At 49.0% G+C, this 16037-nt stretch carries 17 protein-coding genes and 1 other annotated feature; of the genes, 15 read left to right on the forward strand and 2 right to left on the reverse strand.

Annotated elements, in window-relative coordinates; genetic code table 11:
* Positions 1-30 precede the first annotated feature (30 nt).
* Positions 31-1377, reverse strand: coding sequence for a glutamine synthetase family protein (locus AC3CIC_RS10825; protein ID WP_016961148.1), 1347 nt, complete (start codon positions 1375-1377; stop codon positions 31-33).
* Entirely contained in the window at positions 1370-2143 is a 774-nt protein-coding gene (locus AC3CIC_RS10830) for a gamma-glutamyl-gamma-aminobutyrate hydrolase family protein (protein ID WP_488514599.1), read from the reverse strand. Before AC3CIC_RS10830 ends, AC3CIC_RS10825 begins: the two co-directional genes overlap by 8 nt.
* A 318-nt stretch (positions 2144-2461) precedes the next feature.
* On the opposite strand from AC3CIC_RS10830, the gene AC3CIC_RS10835 reads away from it, so the two are divergent.
* From AC3CIC_RS10835 to pseH, 15 genes are all read left to right on the forward strand, one after another.
* A complete protein-coding gene (locus tag AC3CIC_RS10835) occupies positions 2462-3871 on the forward strand; it encodes a glutamine synthetase family protein (RefSeq protein ID WP_488514600.1) in 1410 nt (469 codons plus the stop codon).
* A 110-nt stretch (positions 3872-3981) separates the two neighbouring features.
* Complete coding sequence (locus AC3CIC_RS10840; protein ID WP_488514601.1) at positions 3982-4482, forward strand: YchJ family metal-binding protein; 501 nt, start codon at positions 3982-3984, stop codon at positions 4480-4482.
* 59 nt (positions 4483-4541) lie between these two features.
* A complete protein-coding gene (locus tag AC3CIC_RS10845; protein WP_394210443.1) occupies positions 4542-4730 on the forward strand; it encodes a hypothetical protein in 189 nt (62 codons plus the stop codon).
* Positions 4731-5012: 282 nt separating this feature from the next.
* Positions 5013-5152 (forward strand) — a sequence feature (His leader region).
* A 70-nt stretch (positions 5153-5222) separates the two neighbouring features.
* Positions 5223-6119: an ATP phosphoribosyltransferase gene (gene hisG / locus AC3CIC_RS10850; protein WP_488514602.1), complete on the forward strand. Its 897-nt coding sequence runs from the start codon at positions 5223-5225 to the stop codon at positions 6117-6119.
* A gap of 3 nt (positions 6120-6122) precedes the next feature.
* Positions 6123-7418 carry a histidinol dehydrogenase gene (gene hisD / locus AC3CIC_RS10855; RefSeq protein ID WP_017004243.1) on the forward strand — a complete coding sequence of 432 codons (1296 nt, stop codon included), beginning with the start codon at positions 6123-6125 and terminating at the stop codon, positions 7416-7418.
* Positions 7419-7438: 20 nt separating this feature from the next.
* Positions 7439-8479 (forward strand): histidinol-phosphate transaminase, encoded by a 1041-nt coding sequence (gene hisC, locus AC3CIC_RS10860; protein ID WP_026023970.1) that lies wholly within the window; start codon positions 7439-7441, stop codon positions 8477-8479.
* Positions 8480-8504: 25 nt separating this feature from the next.
* Positions 8505-9572 (forward strand): bifunctional histidinol-phosphatase/imidazoleglycerol-phosphate dehydratase HisB, encoded by a 1068-nt coding sequence (gene hisB / locus AC3CIC_RS10865; protein ID WP_488514603.1) that lies wholly within the window; start codon positions 8505-8507, stop codon positions 9570-9572.
* Between the two features lie 11 nt (positions 9573-9583).
* Positions 9584-10186, forward strand: coding sequence for an imidazole glycerol phosphate synthase subunit HisH (hisH, locus tag AC3CIC_RS10870; protein ID WP_017004245.1), 603 nt, complete (start codon positions 9584-9586; stop codon positions 10184-10186).
* A gap of 2 nt (positions 10187-10188) precedes the next feature.
* Positions 10189-10926 carry a 1-(5-phosphoribosyl)-5-[(5-phosphoribosylamino)methylideneamino]imidazole-4-carboxamide isomerase gene (gene hisA / locus AC3CIC_RS10875; protein ID WP_017004246.1) on the forward strand — a complete coding sequence of 246 codons (738 nt, stop codon included), beginning with the start codon at positions 10189-10191 and terminating at the stop codon, positions 10924-10926.
* Positions 10908-11681: an imidazole glycerol phosphate synthase subunit HisF gene (hisF, locus tag AC3CIC_RS10880; protein WP_488514604.1), complete on the forward strand. Its 774-nt coding sequence runs from the start codon at positions 10908-10910 to the stop codon at positions 11679-11681. Before hisA ends, hisF begins: the two co-directional genes overlap by 19 nt.
* A complete protein-coding gene (hisIE, locus tag AC3CIC_RS10885; RefSeq protein WP_016961136.1) occupies positions 11678-12316 on the forward strand; it encodes a bifunctional phosphoribosyl-AMP cyclohydrolase/phosphoribosyl-ATP diphosphatase HisIE in 639 nt (212 codons plus the stop codon). The genes hisF and hisIE overlap by 4 nt, the downstream gene beginning before the upstream one ends.
* A 236-nt stretch (positions 12317-12552) precedes the next feature.
* On the forward strand, positions 12553-13707 hold the full coding sequence (gene pseC, locus AC3CIC_RS10890; protein WP_488514605.1) for a UDP-4-amino-4,6-dideoxy-N-acetyl-beta-L-altrosamine transaminase: 1155 nt from the start codon (positions 12553-12555) through the stop codon (positions 13705-13707).
* Positions 13708-13715: 8 nt separating this feature from the next.
* Positions 13716-14417: a pseudaminic acid cytidylyltransferase gene (gene pseF / locus AC3CIC_RS10895; RefSeq protein ID WP_016961134.1), complete on the forward strand. Its 702-nt coding sequence runs from the start codon at positions 13716-13718 to the stop codon at positions 14415-14417.
* Entirely contained in the window at positions 14414-15481 is a 1068-nt protein-coding gene (gene pseG / locus AC3CIC_RS10900) for a UDP-2,4-diacetamido-2,4,6-trideoxy-beta-L-altropyranose hydrolase (protein WP_488514606.1), read from the forward strand. The genes pseF and pseG overlap by 4 nt, the downstream gene beginning before the upstream one ends.
* The gene (gene pseH, locus AC3CIC_RS10905; RefSeq protein ID WP_488514607.1) at positions 15478-16029 is read left to right on the forward strand and encodes a UDP-4-amino-4,6-dideoxy-N-acetyl-beta-L-altrosamine N-acetyltransferase; all 552 of its coding nucleotides are present in this window, start codon (positions 15478-15480) and stop codon (positions 16027-16029) included. The genes pseG and pseH overlap by 4 nt, the downstream gene beginning before the upstream one ends.
* Positions 16030-16037 lie beyond the last annotated feature (8 nt).

Below are 16037 nucleotides of genomic sequence, written 5' to 3' on the forward strand. Positions count from 1 at the left end.
CAATGGCAACCTATTAGGTTGTCTCCCTTTTTACACTGTCAGCAATAAGAACTCTCGCTCCCACGAACTGATCACACGTTTGAAGTTTTCCTGCTCTTTACGCTTCACCGCGATATAGCCTTTGGCAAATGACTCGCCGAAATATTCAGCAACTTCATCGCATTTCTCCATGCGTTCCAATGCTCCTTCCAAGGTATACGGCAATGCAGGGCTTCTGATTTCATAACCACGTCCTTGTGCCGGCGGCGTCGGTTTTAGCTCTCTCACCATGCCGATATAGCCACACAATAAGCTCGCTGCGATGGCGAGATAGCAGTTTGCATCAGCGCCCGGCAAACGGTTTTCCACACGTCGATTTTGCGGAGAGCAACTCGGCACACGTAAGCCACAGGTTCGGTTTTCTTCGCCCCATTCGACATTGACAGGTGCGGAGGTATCAGGAAGGAAGCGACGGAACGAGTTCACGTTGGGTGCGAACATCGGCAGCATTTCGGGAATAAATTGTTGAAGACCGGCAATGTGTCCGTAGAACAACGACGAACTGGTGCCATCTTCATTGGTAAATATGTTTTTGCCCGTTTGGGTATCTAAAATACTCTGGTGTAAATGCATTGCACTGCCCGGCTCATCGGTGACCGGCTTAGACATAAATGTTGCCACCACTTCGTGTTTCAGCGCGGCTTCTCGCAATGTGCGCTTAAACAAAAACACTTGATCGGCCAGAACCAGAGGGTCACCGTGACGGAAGTTAATTTCCATCTGTGCGACCCCTTCTTCATGAATTAAGGTATCAATGGCTAAGCCCTGCTTTTCACACCACTCATACATATCTTCAAACAAGGGGTCGAATTCGTTAGCGGCATCGATCGAGAATGATTGGCGTCCTGTTTCCATTCGACCTGAACGGCCAATAGGTGGCTTTAAGGGTAAATCGGGGTTTTCACTGCGCGCGGTGAGGTAAAACTCCATTTCAGGCGCAACAACCGGTTTCCAGTTTCGCTCCTCATAGAGTTTCAGCACTTTCTTGAGCAAATTTCGTGGCGTCAACTCGATGGGATTACCCATTTTGTCGAACGTGTCATGAATGATCTGTGCTGTTTTCTCTATTGTCCACGGCAACAGATAAACGGCGTCTTCATCAGGTTTACAAATGAAGTCGATATCCGCTTCATCGAGCAATGAGTAGTAGATATCGTCATCCACATAATCACCGGTCACCGTTTGAAGCAGAACGCTTTCAGGCAATCGCATCTCACCTTCGTGAATAAATTTATCCACGGGCGCAATTTTACCGCGCGCAATACCTGATAAGTCGCCAACCACACATTCGACTTCCGTAATTTCGTTGTCCTTCAACCATTTCTTAAGCTTATTCATATTCTTTCTCACGTGATTTCGCTCTTAGTCTGCAGGCATTCCCGAATACTTCGAAGATAGCTGAATAAAAGGGATTTTTTGTGACTTCCCACTCAGGATGCCACTGAACCCCTAAAGCGAAACGTTTTGCATCGATAACAGAGACTGCCTCTATCAACCCATCTGGCGCATACGCTTCTGGTCGCAAACCCTTGCCTAATTGGTCAATGCCCTGTGTATGAACAGAATTGACCTCCGCAAAAGTGCGACCCCACGCCTCGTAGAGAAGGCCTCCAGGTTCGATTGTCACTGTGTGAGAAAGGCCATATTGAACACCCACGGATGCGGTTTTATCTTCCCGATGTTCAATAAAGCCACCAACTTCATGCAGCTTTTGGTGTAAAGAGCCGCCCATCACGACGTTCATTTCTTGAAAACCACGGCAAATCGCCAAAACGGGGACACCCATTTCAATAGCGGCTTTCATTAAGGGCAATGTGGTGGCATCGCGTTCTGGGTCGTGATGAGCATCTGAACCGCTTGGCGTACCTTGATAGTGATGAGGTTCAATGTTGGAAGGAGAGCCGGTGAACAAAAGGCCATCAAACGAGGCGAGCAATTGCTTCATAGGAAGCGCATGGCCCAATGCAGGAATAATCAACGGGCAACAACCCGAACCATCAACAACACCTTTAACGTATTTGTCGCCAGCAATATGGAAGGGATGCAATCCCAGCTGAGCACTGCAACCTGTCACGCCGACTAATGGCGTTGTTGAACACTGCATACCGTCCTCTACTTTGTCGTTAATTCCATGTGATGGGATAAGTTAAAAACCGTTATCACCACTTAACGCGTTCGTTTTTTCACACGCTACACGTTAAAAATAAATTACGCAAGTGACCAGCCCAACAAAATCAACCTAATTATTTATCAATTTATTAACATTGTTAATTGCCTGATTTATCCGCGCTTATCGCATTGATTTGCAGCAAAAATAAGGAATTTGTGATGTTGAACGCGGTTGACATTATTGTGTGTTTACTATTCACTCAGAGGTACACATCGAGGTGGCCAATATAATTTACACTCAGGTAGGTGTTTAATGCGATATCAAACAGACAAGGAAATGTTTACGCCTGAAGATACAAATTTACCGGATGCACAAGAAGCGATTCAGTTTCTCGAACAAAATCCGGATATTGAATTTGTCGATCTGCTGTTACTTGATATGAATGGCATCGTGCGGGGCAAACGCGTCGAGAAGGATAAACTGCCCAAGGCTTATGAACAGGGCATAGCATTACCTATCTCTATTTATGGCATGAACATTAAAGGCAACCCAGTCGAGGAAACCGGATTGGGATTGGAGATTGGCGAATCCGATGCGATCTGTTTCCCGGTTTCAGGATCACTGACACGCCAGCCTTGGCAAAAGCGTCCCATTGCTCAGGTCATGCTCGAGATGTATGAGAAGAGTGAAATGCCCTTCTTTGGCGACCCACGAATGATCCTTCGTCGGGTATTACGTCAAATGCAAGCGCGCGGCTTGAACCCCGTTTCGGCCTTTGAGCTTGAGTTTTACCTCATTGACAGTAAAACGCCGGGTAAAGCGCCATTGCCGCCAATCTCTCCTGTGACAGGAAAACGACCTGAGAATACACAAGTCTATTCGTTGGATGACCTTGACGAGTATGCCGACCTGCTTACCGATATTATCGAAGCAGCCCGTGAGCAAGGCCTACCTGCTGATACCATCGTTGCCGAATCTGCGCCCGGTCAATTTGAGATTAATCTCAAACATACCGATGATGCGCTCGCCGCATGTGACCATTCAATACTGCTCAAACGCGTGATCAAGCAAGTCGCCCATGATCATGATCTCGACATCACCTTTATGGCAAAGCCCTACGCAGACCAGGCTGGCAATGGCATGCATCTGCATATCAGCTTACTTGATGAAGAGGGAAGAAACGTCTTTCAACCTGAGGAAGACGGCCAGGTCACCGACACCATGCGCTATGCACTGGGTGGTCTGCTTGAGTTGATGCCACAGTATTTTTCAATCTTGTGTCCGAACATCAATTCGTATCGCCGATTCAGCCCAGATTTCTATGTGCCAAACGCAGCGACTTGGGGTCTGGAAAACCGCACCACAGCACTTCGTATTCCCGGCGATTTACCAGAGGCAACACGAATTGAACACCGTGTGGCAGGGACTGATGCCAACCCCTATTTGATGATGAGCGCCTTCCTCGCTTCGATCATGCATGGCATCGATAACAAAATTGAACCCTGTGATCCCATCGTCGGTAATGCTTATGACATGGACACCACGCCATTGCCCACCAACCTTCGTGACGCGTTAAGGTTGCTGTCGTCGTCAGATGTCTTGCGACAATATCTCGGTACTGATTTTGTCGACGTGTTCGTCACCTGCAAAGAGAAAGAACAGGAAGAGTTTGAGCAACACATCACTAACTTAGAGTACGACTGGTACCTTCACGCATTCTAGTGACGATATACCGATGTCAGCTTTCTTCCTGCCACAATGACATCGATATATTGACTCTTTGTGGCTAGCCTTCGAAAATGAACCGGATTTTATTCATTCGGTTCATTTTCATGACTGCTCAGCCTTCTAAAGCTTCAACACAAACACTTTGCCCATGCGGCAGCCAGCAGCCTTATAGCCAATGCTGCGAACCTATTCATTATCAACACAGCAATGCGGATCACCCAGAAAAACTGATGCGCGCACGTTACAGCGCACATGTTGTTGGATTAGTGGACTTTGTTGTTGCCACCTATCACGCCTCTTGCCACGCAGAAGAACACCGCGAGGCCATTGCCAAATCAGTGAAGAGCCGATGGCAAATGCTGCAAGTCCTATCAAGCTCTGTTGATGACGGTGGCAAGCAGGGTTTCGTCGAATTCAAAGCCCATTATGTAGAAGACGGTACGCCTTACTGCTTACATGAAAAATCGCGTTTTGTCACTGAAGAAAAAAACGGTGAAACCCTTTGGTTTTACATTGATGGGGAATACCCAAAAATCGAGAAAGTGGGCCGAAACGATCCTTGTCCTTGTGGAAGCGGTAAAAAGCATAAAAAATGCTGCGGTTAGAAAACACTCAAGCTGATTGATTTTTGGTCGATATATGGGGGAGCAACTCATGAGGACATATGATGGCTTGGTTCCCCAAAATCTCAGACTATTCACCACAAAAAGTGAATAACGTCTCGAAGCAAAATAAAACAGAGCAGCAAAAACAAAAGCTTGTTGATGAAGAAGAGCACGACAACGCTGAAAACGAACAGCATCCCGCATCGAAAGATAAGAAAAACGATGGGTTGTTAGATGTTTATGTCTGATCGAAAAAACCTTCGTCTTATTTCCGGTTTTTCATTCCCTACCCCTTGCTCCATCACAAAGTAAGCAGAAGAAAAGTGTCATAAAACCTTCGCGAAATTGACCCGTTTGCACTCCCGCTCATCTCCTTTTAAGCCATTGCCCTTTCTCATAGTCGCTAATTCGTTAAACACACAAATTACTTGTTGCAATATTTAATGAGTTTGTTAGTGTTGAGCCCAAGCAAACGTTTACTCGTTTACATATTGAGAGAAGACACAAATGCAAAAAACACTAATGACCATTCACCACCACCATCACCCTGAGTAGTCTTTCGGGAAGATTGGTTTCGACTGGAAGACAGGGATTTAGGTTCTTCCAACGGTCATTATAGTGAATACAAGATTCAGACCCCCGGAAGCGAACCTTCCGGGGGTTTTTACATTTTAGGATTAAAAATTGTGGCAACGTCTTCTAGAAGGAAGCGTTGATACCAAAGATACAGGGATTAGATCATGCAAACAGAACGTCTAAGAATCGCAATACAGAAAAAAGGCCGTCTCGCAAAAGAGTGTTTTGAACTGCTTAAGCGCTGCGGTGTGAAAATCAATGTCTCCGGTGATCGTTTGGTCGCCCACGCAGAAAACATGCCTCTCGACCTATTGCTGGTGCGCGATGATGATATCCCAGGCCTCATCATGGATGGTGTTGTCGATCTGGGTGTGATCGGTGAAAACGAACTTGAAGAAGTGCGTTTAGAGCGAGTCAAGGTTGGCGAACCAAGCGAATACAATAAACTTCGTCGTCTTGATTTTGGTGGTTGCCGCCTGTCTGTCGCCGTTGAAAAAGGCCAAGACTACAACGGCCCACAAGATCTAGCGGGCAAGCGCATTGCGACCACCTACCCTAACATTCTGAAAGCCTACCTCGACCAGCAAGATGTTAAATTCAGCACCTGTATGTTGAATGGTTCGGTTGAAGTTGCGCCGCGCGCAGGCCTTGCTGACGCGATTTGTGATCTCGTTTCTACTGGCGCGACCCTCGAAGCTAATGGCCTGAAAGAAGCAGAAGTTATCTTCCGTTCAAAAGCCGTGCTTATCCAACGTACTGGCGAGTTTGCTGTCGACAAAGCTGAGCTTATAGATCGCCTTCTTACCCGCATCAACGGCGTTATTAAAGCCAAAGAATCCAAATACATCATGCTTCATGCGCCAAGTGAAACGCTTGAGAAAATCGTTGAGTTACTGCCAGGTGCAGAAGATCCAACCATCCTGCCATTGGCGCATGACAAACAACGCGTTGCCGTTCATCTTGTGAGCACTGAAAATCTGTTCTGGGAAACCATGGAAAAACTGAAAGCACTAGGCGCAAGCTCTATTCTGGTGCTGCCAATAGAAAAGATGATGGAGTAAGCCATGAAAACAGTGGTTTGGAAATCGCTCAGTGACCAGCAGAAGGAAAGTTCATTAGAACGCCCTGCTATCTCAGACAGTGCTTCGATTACGGAAGCCGTTCAAAGCGTGATCAGTGATGTACGCCAAGGTGGTGACGCAGCACTAAAAGCACTGACCGAGAAATTCGATAAAGTCGTCCCTGAAAACATTCGTGTTAAACAGGAAGAAATCGATGCCGCTGAGTCACGTTTGGGTGAGGAGATTAAAGTCGCGCTCAAGCAAGCCTATGACAACATCGCTTGTTTCCATCAAGCACAAAAAGCACAGCCGCTGACTGTGGAAACCATGCCGGGTGTTGTGTGTGAGCTTGTCACCCGTCCGATCAATCGTGTGGGTTTGTATATTCCCGGTGGCAGCGCACCTTTGCCGTCTACCGTGTTAATGCTTGGCGTTCCCTCGCAAATTGCAGGTTGCCGTAAAGTGGTACTTTGCTCGCCACCACCTATTGCAGACGAAATCCTCTACGTTGCGAAACTGTGTGGCATTGATCAAGTGTATAACCTGGGTGGCGCACAAGCGGTTGCCGCCATGGCTTATGGCACTGAAACTGTCAGCAAAGTGGACAAGATTTTCGGCCCAGGCAATGCGTTTGTGACCGAAGCTAAACGTCAAGTCAGCAACGATCACCAAGGCGCAGCGATTGATATGCCTGCTGGCCCGTCTGAGGTGCTAGTCATTGCAGATGAAGAGGCAGATGCCGATTTCGTTGCCGCAGACTTGCTCAGTCAAGCTGAGCATGGCCCAGATTCACAAGTTGTGCTAGTCACGCCGTCTCCCGTATTGGCCGACAGAGTCGCCGATGCCGTGCAGCAACAACTTTCGGTACTAAGTCGCGCGGACATTGCCAGTAAAGCCTTGGGTTCAAGCATTATCATCATCGCTGAAAGCCTGACCCAATGTATCGCCATCTCAAACAATTATGGTCCTGAGCACTTGATTGTTCAGACCAAAAAACCGCGCGAACTATTACCGCTGCTGGATAATGCAGGTTCTATCTTCTTGGGCGCTTGGTCGCCAGAATCTGTGGGTGATTACGCGTCTGGTACCAACCACGTACTGCCAACCTATGGTTATACGCGCACTTACTCAAGCCTCGGGCTTGCGGATTTCAGTAAGCGTATGACGGTTCAAGAGCTATCAGCAGATGGCCTGCAAGCGCTCGCACCCACCGTGGTAGCAATGGCAAATGCAGAAGGTTTAGACGCGCACCGCAATGCGGTCACTATTCGCGTCAACAAGCTTAATAAATTGCAGTAATTTTGGGGTGAGTGATGGATATTGAAAAATTAGCTCGTAAGGATGTTCAGGCGTTGACCCCTTACATGTCTGCCCGCCGCTTAGGTGGTCAAGGTGATGTCTGGCTAAATGCCAATGAATCACCCTTTAACAACGAATACACCATTAATGGTGCTGGTCTTAATCGCTATAGCGAATGTCAGCCAGATGAACTCATCCGTGCGTATGCAGACTATGCGGGCGTGCGTCCAGAACAGGTGCTCACCTCTCGTGGCGCGGATGAGAGCATTGAGCTTCTTATTCGTACCTTCTGCGAAGCAGGCGAAGACAGCATTCTTTTCTGCCCGCCGACCTATGGCATGTATGCCATCAGTGCGGAAACCGCAGGTGTTGAGCGAAAAATCGTTCCACTGACGCCAGAGTGGCAGCTAAACATCGCTGAGATCGAAAACAATCTCGACGGCGTGAAACTGGTTTTCGTCTGTAGCCCAAATAACCCAACGGGCAACCTGATTGAGCGCAAGGACATTGAAGCACTGTTAGAAATGACCGCAGGTCGCGCACTGGTTGTGATGGATGAAGCCTATATTGATTTCTGCCCTGAGGCGTCGACCGTTGACCTTTTGGTTCGTTATCCAAACCTTGCGATTTTGCGCACCATGTCGAAGGCCTTTGCTCTCGCGGGACTGCGTTGTGGCTTCACCATTGCCAATCAACAAGTTATCCAGCTGATGCAAAAAGTGATCGCGCCTTATCCTGTGCCTGTTCCCGTGACGGAAATTGCTTGTCAGGCACTGTCTGAAGCCGGTCTTGCCCGCATGAAATATCAAGTGTTGGATCTGAGTGCTAACCGTGCTTATTTGCAAGCAGGTCTTTCCATGTTACCGGGTGTGCAAGTGTTTGATGGCTATGCTAACTACCTTCTGGTGAAATTCGACGACGCGGAACTGCTGTTTACCGCCCTTTGGGACAACGGCATTATTCTTCGCCGCTCTCCGATTGAAGGCTGCATTCGTATCAGCATCGGCAACCGTGAAGAATGTGAAAAAACTCTGACCTTTATCCGCCAGCAACTGGCATAAAGAGCGAAACGAAAAGGAATTTGTAGTGAAAGAAAAAATCCTCTTTATTGACCGCGATGGCACACTGATTGTCGAGCCACCTGTTGATTTTCAAGTCGACCGCCTCGACAAACTAAAGCTAGAGCCTGATGTCATTCCTGCTCTGCTTGCGCTTCAGGATGCAGGTTACAAGCTGGTGATGGTCACCAACCAAGACGGTTTGGGTACCGACAGCTACCCACAAGCTGATTTCGATGCCCCACATAATATGATGATGGAGATTTTCGAATCTCAAGGCGTTAAGTTTGCTGACGTTTTGATTTGCCCGCACTTCGACCACGAAGGATGTAGCTGCCGCAAACCCAAGCTGGGTTTGGTGAAAGACTACCTCCAACAAGGCCGAGTGGATTTCAAAACCTCCGCCGTGATTGGCGATCGTCAAACCGATCTGCAATTGGCTGAGAACATGGCGATCCGTGGTATTCAATATCACCCAGAAACCATGAACTGGAAACAGATCCTCAAAGATTTGACGACGTCCCCGCGCGTTGCTTCAGTGGTTCGCACCACCAAAGAAACCGATATTCGTATCACGGTAAACTTGGATGAAAGCGGCGGCAACAGCATCAGCACAGGCCTTGGCTTTTTTGATCACATGCTAGATCAAATCGCCACACACGGTGGTTTCCGCATGGTAGTCGCAGTAGAAGGTGACTTGCACATCGACGACCACCACACGGTAGAAGACACCGCGCTAGCGCTGGGCCAAGCACTGAAAGAAGCCCTTGGCAACAAACGCGGCATCGGCCGTTTTGGCTTTAGCCTGCCGATGGACGAATGCCTTGCACAATGTGCCTTGGATTTGTCTGGTCGCCCGTACCTGAAATTCGACGCGACGTTCTCGCAAGACAAAGTCGGCGATCTTTCGACCGAAATGGTCGAGCACTTCTTCCGCTCATTGACGGACACCATGGCCTGTACGCTGCACCTTTCCTCGGATGGTGATAACACGCACCACATCGTTGAAAGCCTGTTTAAGGCTTATGGCCGTACATTGCGCCAAGCGATCCGCGTTGAAGGCAACGAGCTGCCAAGCAGCAAAGGCGTACTCTAAGGAGAGATAGTATGAGCGACGCAAACATTGTCATTATTGATACCGGATGCGCCAACGTCAGCTCTGTGCGTTTTGCCATTGAGCGCTTAGGTTACGACGTCACGATTAGTCGTGACCCTGCCGTAGTACTGGCCGCTGACAAACTGTTTCTTCCTGGTGTTGGCACGGCGACCGAGGCAATGAAAAACCTTGAAGAACGCGATTTGATCTCGCTCGTTCGTGACGTCAAACAGCCATTACTTGGCATCTGTTTGGGCATGCAGTTGTTGGGCAAGTCATCACAAGAAGGTAAAGCAGCTGTTAACTGCCTTGGCCATGTTGATGCTGACACCACACTGATGGAAACAGGCAACTTACCGCTTCCACACATGGGTTGGAATACGGTCACTCCCGTGAATAACCATCCCCTGTTCAAAGATATCCCAGAGAACAGCTACTTCTATTTCGTGCACAGCTACGCCATGCCAGTGGGCGATTACACCATTGGCCAATGTGACTACGACAAGCCTTTTAGCGCTGCGGTACAAAACGGCAACTATTACGGCGTTCAGTTTCACCCAGAGCGCTCGAGCAAAGTTGGAGCGCAGCTGATCAAAAACTTTTTGGAGTTATAAGGATGATAATTCCTGCTTTAGATTTGATTGATGGACAAGTCGTCCGCCTTTATCAAGGCGATTACGGCCAAGTCACCGAATACAAAGTTGACCCTCGTGAGCAATTCGCGCTGTACCACAATGCAGGCGCAAACTGGCTACATTTGGTCGACTTAACCGGCGCAAAAGACACCACTGCTCGCCAGCTTTCTATCATCGAATCCTTGATTGAAAGCACTCCCGCGAATATTCAAATTGGCGGAGGCGTTCGTAAAGAAAGCGATGTTGTAGAACTGCTTCGCGCAGGCGCAAAACGCGTAGTGATTGGTTCAACTGCCGTGAAGCAGCCAGAAATTGTGAAGGGCTGGATGCAAAAATACGGCGCGGAACATATCGTCTTAGCACTGGACATCAACATCGACGAAAACGGCAATCGCATGGTTGCTGTATCAGGCTGGCAAGAAGATTCCGGCGTGACTATTGAAGCACTGCTGGAAAATTTCCTTACTGTGGGCTTAAAACATGTTCTGTGTACCGACATTTCCCGTGACGGCACATTGGCAGGTTCAAACGTTGAGCTCTACAAAGATCTTTGCGCAGCCTACCCGCAAGTTCAATTCCAATCTTCAGGTGGCATTGGTTCTCTGGCAGACATTGACGCGCTCAAAGATACTGGCGTTGCGGGTGTCATCGTGGGTCGTGCCCTGCTAGACGGCAAATTCACCGCAGAGGAGGCATTCGCATGTTGGCAAGAAGAATAATTCCCTGCCTAGACGTTCGTGATGGTCAAGTCGTCAAAGGCGTTCAGTTTCGTAACCACGAAATCATTGGTGACATCGTCCCACTTGCTGCACGTTATGCGGCTGAAGGCGCTGACGAATTGGTGTTTTACGATATTACTGCATCAAGCGATGGTCGCGTCGTAGACAAAAGTTGGGTAGCACGTGTTGCCGAAGTGATTGATATTCCTTTCTGCGTGGCAGGCGGCATCAAAACCGCAGAAGATGCACAGCGAATTTTGGAGTTTGGTGCAGACAAAATCTCCATCAACTCCCCGGCCCTTGCGAACCCAGAACTGATCACTACGCTTGCCGAAAAGTTCGGCGTGCAGTGCATTGTTGTCGGCATTGATTCTTACTACGACAAAGACACGGGTAAGTATCAGGTTTACCAATTTACAGGTGACGAATCGCGTACCAAGGCCACCAAGTGGGAAACCCGCGATTGGGTACAAGAAGTGCAAAAGCGCGGCGCAGGTGAAATCGTGTTAAACATGATGAACCAAGATGGCGTGCGCAACGGCTACGATCTGGAGCAACTCAACATGGTGCGCGAAGTGTGCCACGTGCCTTTGATTGCATCCGGTGGCGCGGGTGAAATGGTGCACTTTGCCGAGGCATTCAACAAAACCAACATTGACGGTGCACTCGCAGCCTCCGTATTCCACAAGCAAATCATTAATATTGGTGAGCTAAAACAATACCTAAAACAACAAGACGTGGAGATCCGCTTATGAGCCAGACAGATGGAACCGCCGCACTGGCTGAACGCATTGATTGGGAAAAGATTGACGGTCTCGTGCCTGCCGTGGTGCAAAATGCCACCAGCGGCCAGGTATTGATGCTGGGCTACATGAACCAAGATGCGCTAGCGAAAACCCTCGAAACCGAGCAAGTGACATTCTGGTCTCGCACCAAGGAGCGTCTTTGGACCAAAGGCGAAACCTCCGGTAACGTGTTGCAGCTTAAACACATCGACTTGGATTGCGACAAAGACACCCTGCTGGTGCAAGTCGACCCTATCGGCCCAACCTGCCACCTTGGCACAGAAAGCTGCTTTGGCGAAGACAATGAAAGCAAGCCAGCCCTGGTGTTCCTTCATCAATTGGAGCAAGTGTTGGCTTCCCGTCGAGGATCCGATCCTTCTACGTCTTACACCGCGTCCCTTTACGCTAAGGGTACCAAGCGTATTTCGCAGAAAGTGGGCGAAGAAGGCGTCGAAGTCGCGCTTGCAGCGACGTCGGGCGATAAGGAGGAGTTGATTAACGAATCCGCCGACCTGATGTACCACTTAATGGTATTGCTGCAAGATCAAGATTTCTCCTTACAAGATGTGGCGAACAAACTGAAAGAGCGCCATAAGTCATCATAATCACGGATAACGTCCGCACAATGAGGCAACTTCATGAGAAGTTGCCTTTTTTTTCGACACCTAATCACGCTGTAGGCATTTTTCCATCAATTGCATAGCCACACTAAGATAAAATACGTTTTGAAATATTAACTCACTTGCAAAGTTCACCTTTCAGTAATTTCTGCCCTAGTAGAATATTCGGCATCAAACTTGCTGGGTATCCGGATGTGTTTTGCGTAAAAGATCGAGAACAAATGCATAGCTATAGTCGACAATCTATCAATCAAGCTGACATAGAGTCAGTGATTGCAGCATTACAATCTGAGTTTGTTACTCAAGGGCCTAGGGTTCTAGAATTTGAGAATGCGGTAAAAGTAATGGTTGGCGCCGAATTTGCTATTGCCGCCAACAGCGCGACCTCCAGCCTTCACCTTGCCTGTTTAGCGTTAGGCTTAAGCGCTGGTCTGCGCCTTTGGACATCGCCAAATACCTTTGTTGCCTCAGCGAACTGTGGGCTTTACTGTGGCGCAGAGGTCGACTTTGTCGATATCGATCCTGTCTCCTACAACCTTTGCCCAGAAAAGCTCGCAGAAAAACTTGCGCTAGCGGAACAAGAAAACACCTTGCCGCACGTCCTGGTTGCCGTGCACATGTGTGGCCAAAGCTGCGACATGGAAGCTATCCATCGCTTATCAAAGCAATACGGTTTCAAGGTAATTGAGGACGCTTCACATGCCATCGGTGGGCGCTATCAGGGGGACTATATTGGTAGTTGTCGTTACAGCGACATCACGGTGTTTAGCTTTCATCCGGTGAAAATTATCACCACCGCCGAAGGTGGCATGGCGATAACCAATGACCCAGCACTTGCCAAGGCATTAGAAAGCTTGCGCAGTCATGGCGTGACTCGAGACCCCGCCGACCTTGTCGATGCTGGGCAAGGCGCTTGGTATTACGAACAGCAAGGCTTGGGTTACAACTACCGCATGACAGATCTTCAAGCGGCTCTAGGCGTATCTCAACTGACTCGTCTCGATGCGTTTGTCAAACGCCGAAATGCGCTTGCACGTCGCTACAACCGCTTACTCGAGAACCTGCCACTGGCTACGCCGACACTACTCGATTCGTGCGAGTCGGCATGGCATTTGTATGTCATTCAGTTAGCGGAACCGGATTGCCGCCGCCACGTCTTCGATACGCTACGGGCAAAAGGGATTGGCGTGCATGTCCACTATATTCCCGTGCACACGCAACCCTATTACCGCGAACTTGGTTTCGATTGGGGCCAATTCCCTGTTGCTGAAAATTATTACCATGCTGCGCTAAGTCTGCCGCTGTTTTTTGACATGACGAAAGACGAACAAGATCAGGTTGTGGCAGCACTTACTGAGGCGCTTAACGCCAATTAAAGGACACAATGAAAGTCTGTATTATCCCTGCCCGAGGCGGCAGCAAGCGCATTCCGGGTAAGAACCTTAAACCCTTCATTGGTCAGCCTATCATCGCGTATGCCATCAACGTGGCGAAGCAGTCAGGTCTATTTGATCGCATTATCGTGTCCACCGACAGCGAAGAAATCGCTGCCGTTGCCACAGAATATGGCGCAGAGGTTCCCTTTATTCGCCCGTCAGACATCGCCAACGATCACGCCACCACGCTGGATGTGATTAAGCACGCCATCGAATGGTTGAACGATCATGACCAAAGCCGTATCGAGGCGGTCTGTTGCCTGTATGCCACCGTGCCATTTACACGCACTTCAGATCTCGAAGAAGGCCTTGCATTGCTGCAAAGTGAAGGCACCAAATACACCTTCGCCAGCACGCGTTTTTCATTCCCGATCCAGCGCAGCATCCGCATGACCGAAGAAGGTAATGTCGAAATGTTCTGGCCTGAGCACTTCTCAACGCGCTCCCAAGATTTAGAGCCGGCTTATCACGATGCAGGCATGTTCTACTGGGGAACGCCAGAGGCATTTGTTTCGGGCTTACCAATCTTTGCACCCCATTCGAAATCGGTTCAAATACCCCATTTTCGCGTGCAAGATATCGATGAACCCGATGACTGGCTACGTGCTGAAATGCTGTATGAAATTCTGTCGAAACGAGGCGAGTTGTGAACGTCGCCATTCGCGTGGATGCGTCGAGTCAAATCGGCACAGGACACGTAATGCGTTGCCTCGTTCTTGCCAAAAAGCTGATCGAGCACGGACACCATGTGCGCATGCTTAGCCGAGAACTAACGGGGAATTTGCTTGAGTATTGCCGCCGACAAAACATCCATGTGCTTCCCCTACCGGCCATTGAAGAAACCTTTCTACCGGATACTGGCGATTACGCGCACTGGTTAGGCGTAACGCAGGAAGAAGATGCGCATCAGTGTCTCGCGATGTTGGATGACATTACCCTCGACTGGGTTGTTTTTGATCATTATGCGATTGATGAAAAATGGCAATCGCTAATGAAAACATCAGGTGCCAAGGTGCTCGCCATTGATGATCTCGCCAATCGTAGGCATGCCTGCGATATCTTGCTTGACCACAATCCTTGGCCTGACGTTGAAAACCGCTACCACTCATGGGTGCCCACTGAATGCCAACAACTGCTTGGCCCTCGCTTTGCGTTGTTGCGCGACTCATTTTCAGCGCTTCGAGATCACGATATGAGCTTAATTAAAAACCAAATTGTGGCCTTCTTCAGTGGTACAGACCCAACAGGTGAAACGCTCAAACTCCTTCACGCCTGTCAGCAATTTTCTACGCTGCCCTTTAAGGTTGTCATTGTCTATGGCATGGCAAATCCGCGAAAAGAAGTGCTGTTGACGGAAACCGTGCCTGAATTTATCGAATTAGTTGAAAGCCTTCCTGACTTCGAAACAGAACTGGCTTGCTCGCGCTATGCATTTGGGGCTGCGGGTGTTAGCGCGATCGAACGTACCTGTTTACGCTTGCCCAGCACCTTGGTGTCAGTTGCTGAAAATCAGCGTGACATGGCAGAGCACCTTGCCAAATCTGGACAGTATCGTTATCTCGGTTTGAGTAATATCACAACAGCCTCTCGCTATGCACAAGAGCTGACTTGGCTCGCCGAACATTGGGATGCTTTGCCGCTTCGTTTGCCTGAATCAGACATTGACGGGCTAGGCGCAGAACGTGTCGTTCGCGCAATGGAGAATTGCCAATGAGCGAGATGACGCCCTGCGACAACACCAAAACAACGCTGCGCCCAATGACAGAAGCAGATTTAGCGATGGTGAGAGAGTGGCGCAACGACCCCGCGGTTCGCCAGTTCATGTTCACCCAACACGACATCAATGCCGAGGAACACCGATGCTGGTTTACTGCCATTACTGATGATCAGACCAAGCGATTTCTGATCGCTCTGATTGATGAGACACCTATTGGTATGGTCTCTTTCACCCATATTGACGCCACCTCTGGCTCAGCCGAGTGGGGCTTTTACAAAGACCCAGGTTCGCCGACCGGTACGGGGATTCACCTACTTCAAGCTGCGCTGGTTTATGGCTTTACTGATTTAGCGCTGAGACAAATTGATAGCCGTGTACTTTGCACCAATTCCAAGGTGCTGCACCTCCACCACAAACTTAGTTTTCGCAAAGACGAGAGCGTCGCGGTGTTACAAAATGACGGTGGTGACGCTATTCCTTACTGCGTGTTTCATTTATCACGAGAGCAGTGGACACGCAGCGCTAACCACTTAACAGAGTATTGAATCTAGCT

Source organism: Enterovibrio sp. QJM3NY_24, assembly GCF_057786035.1.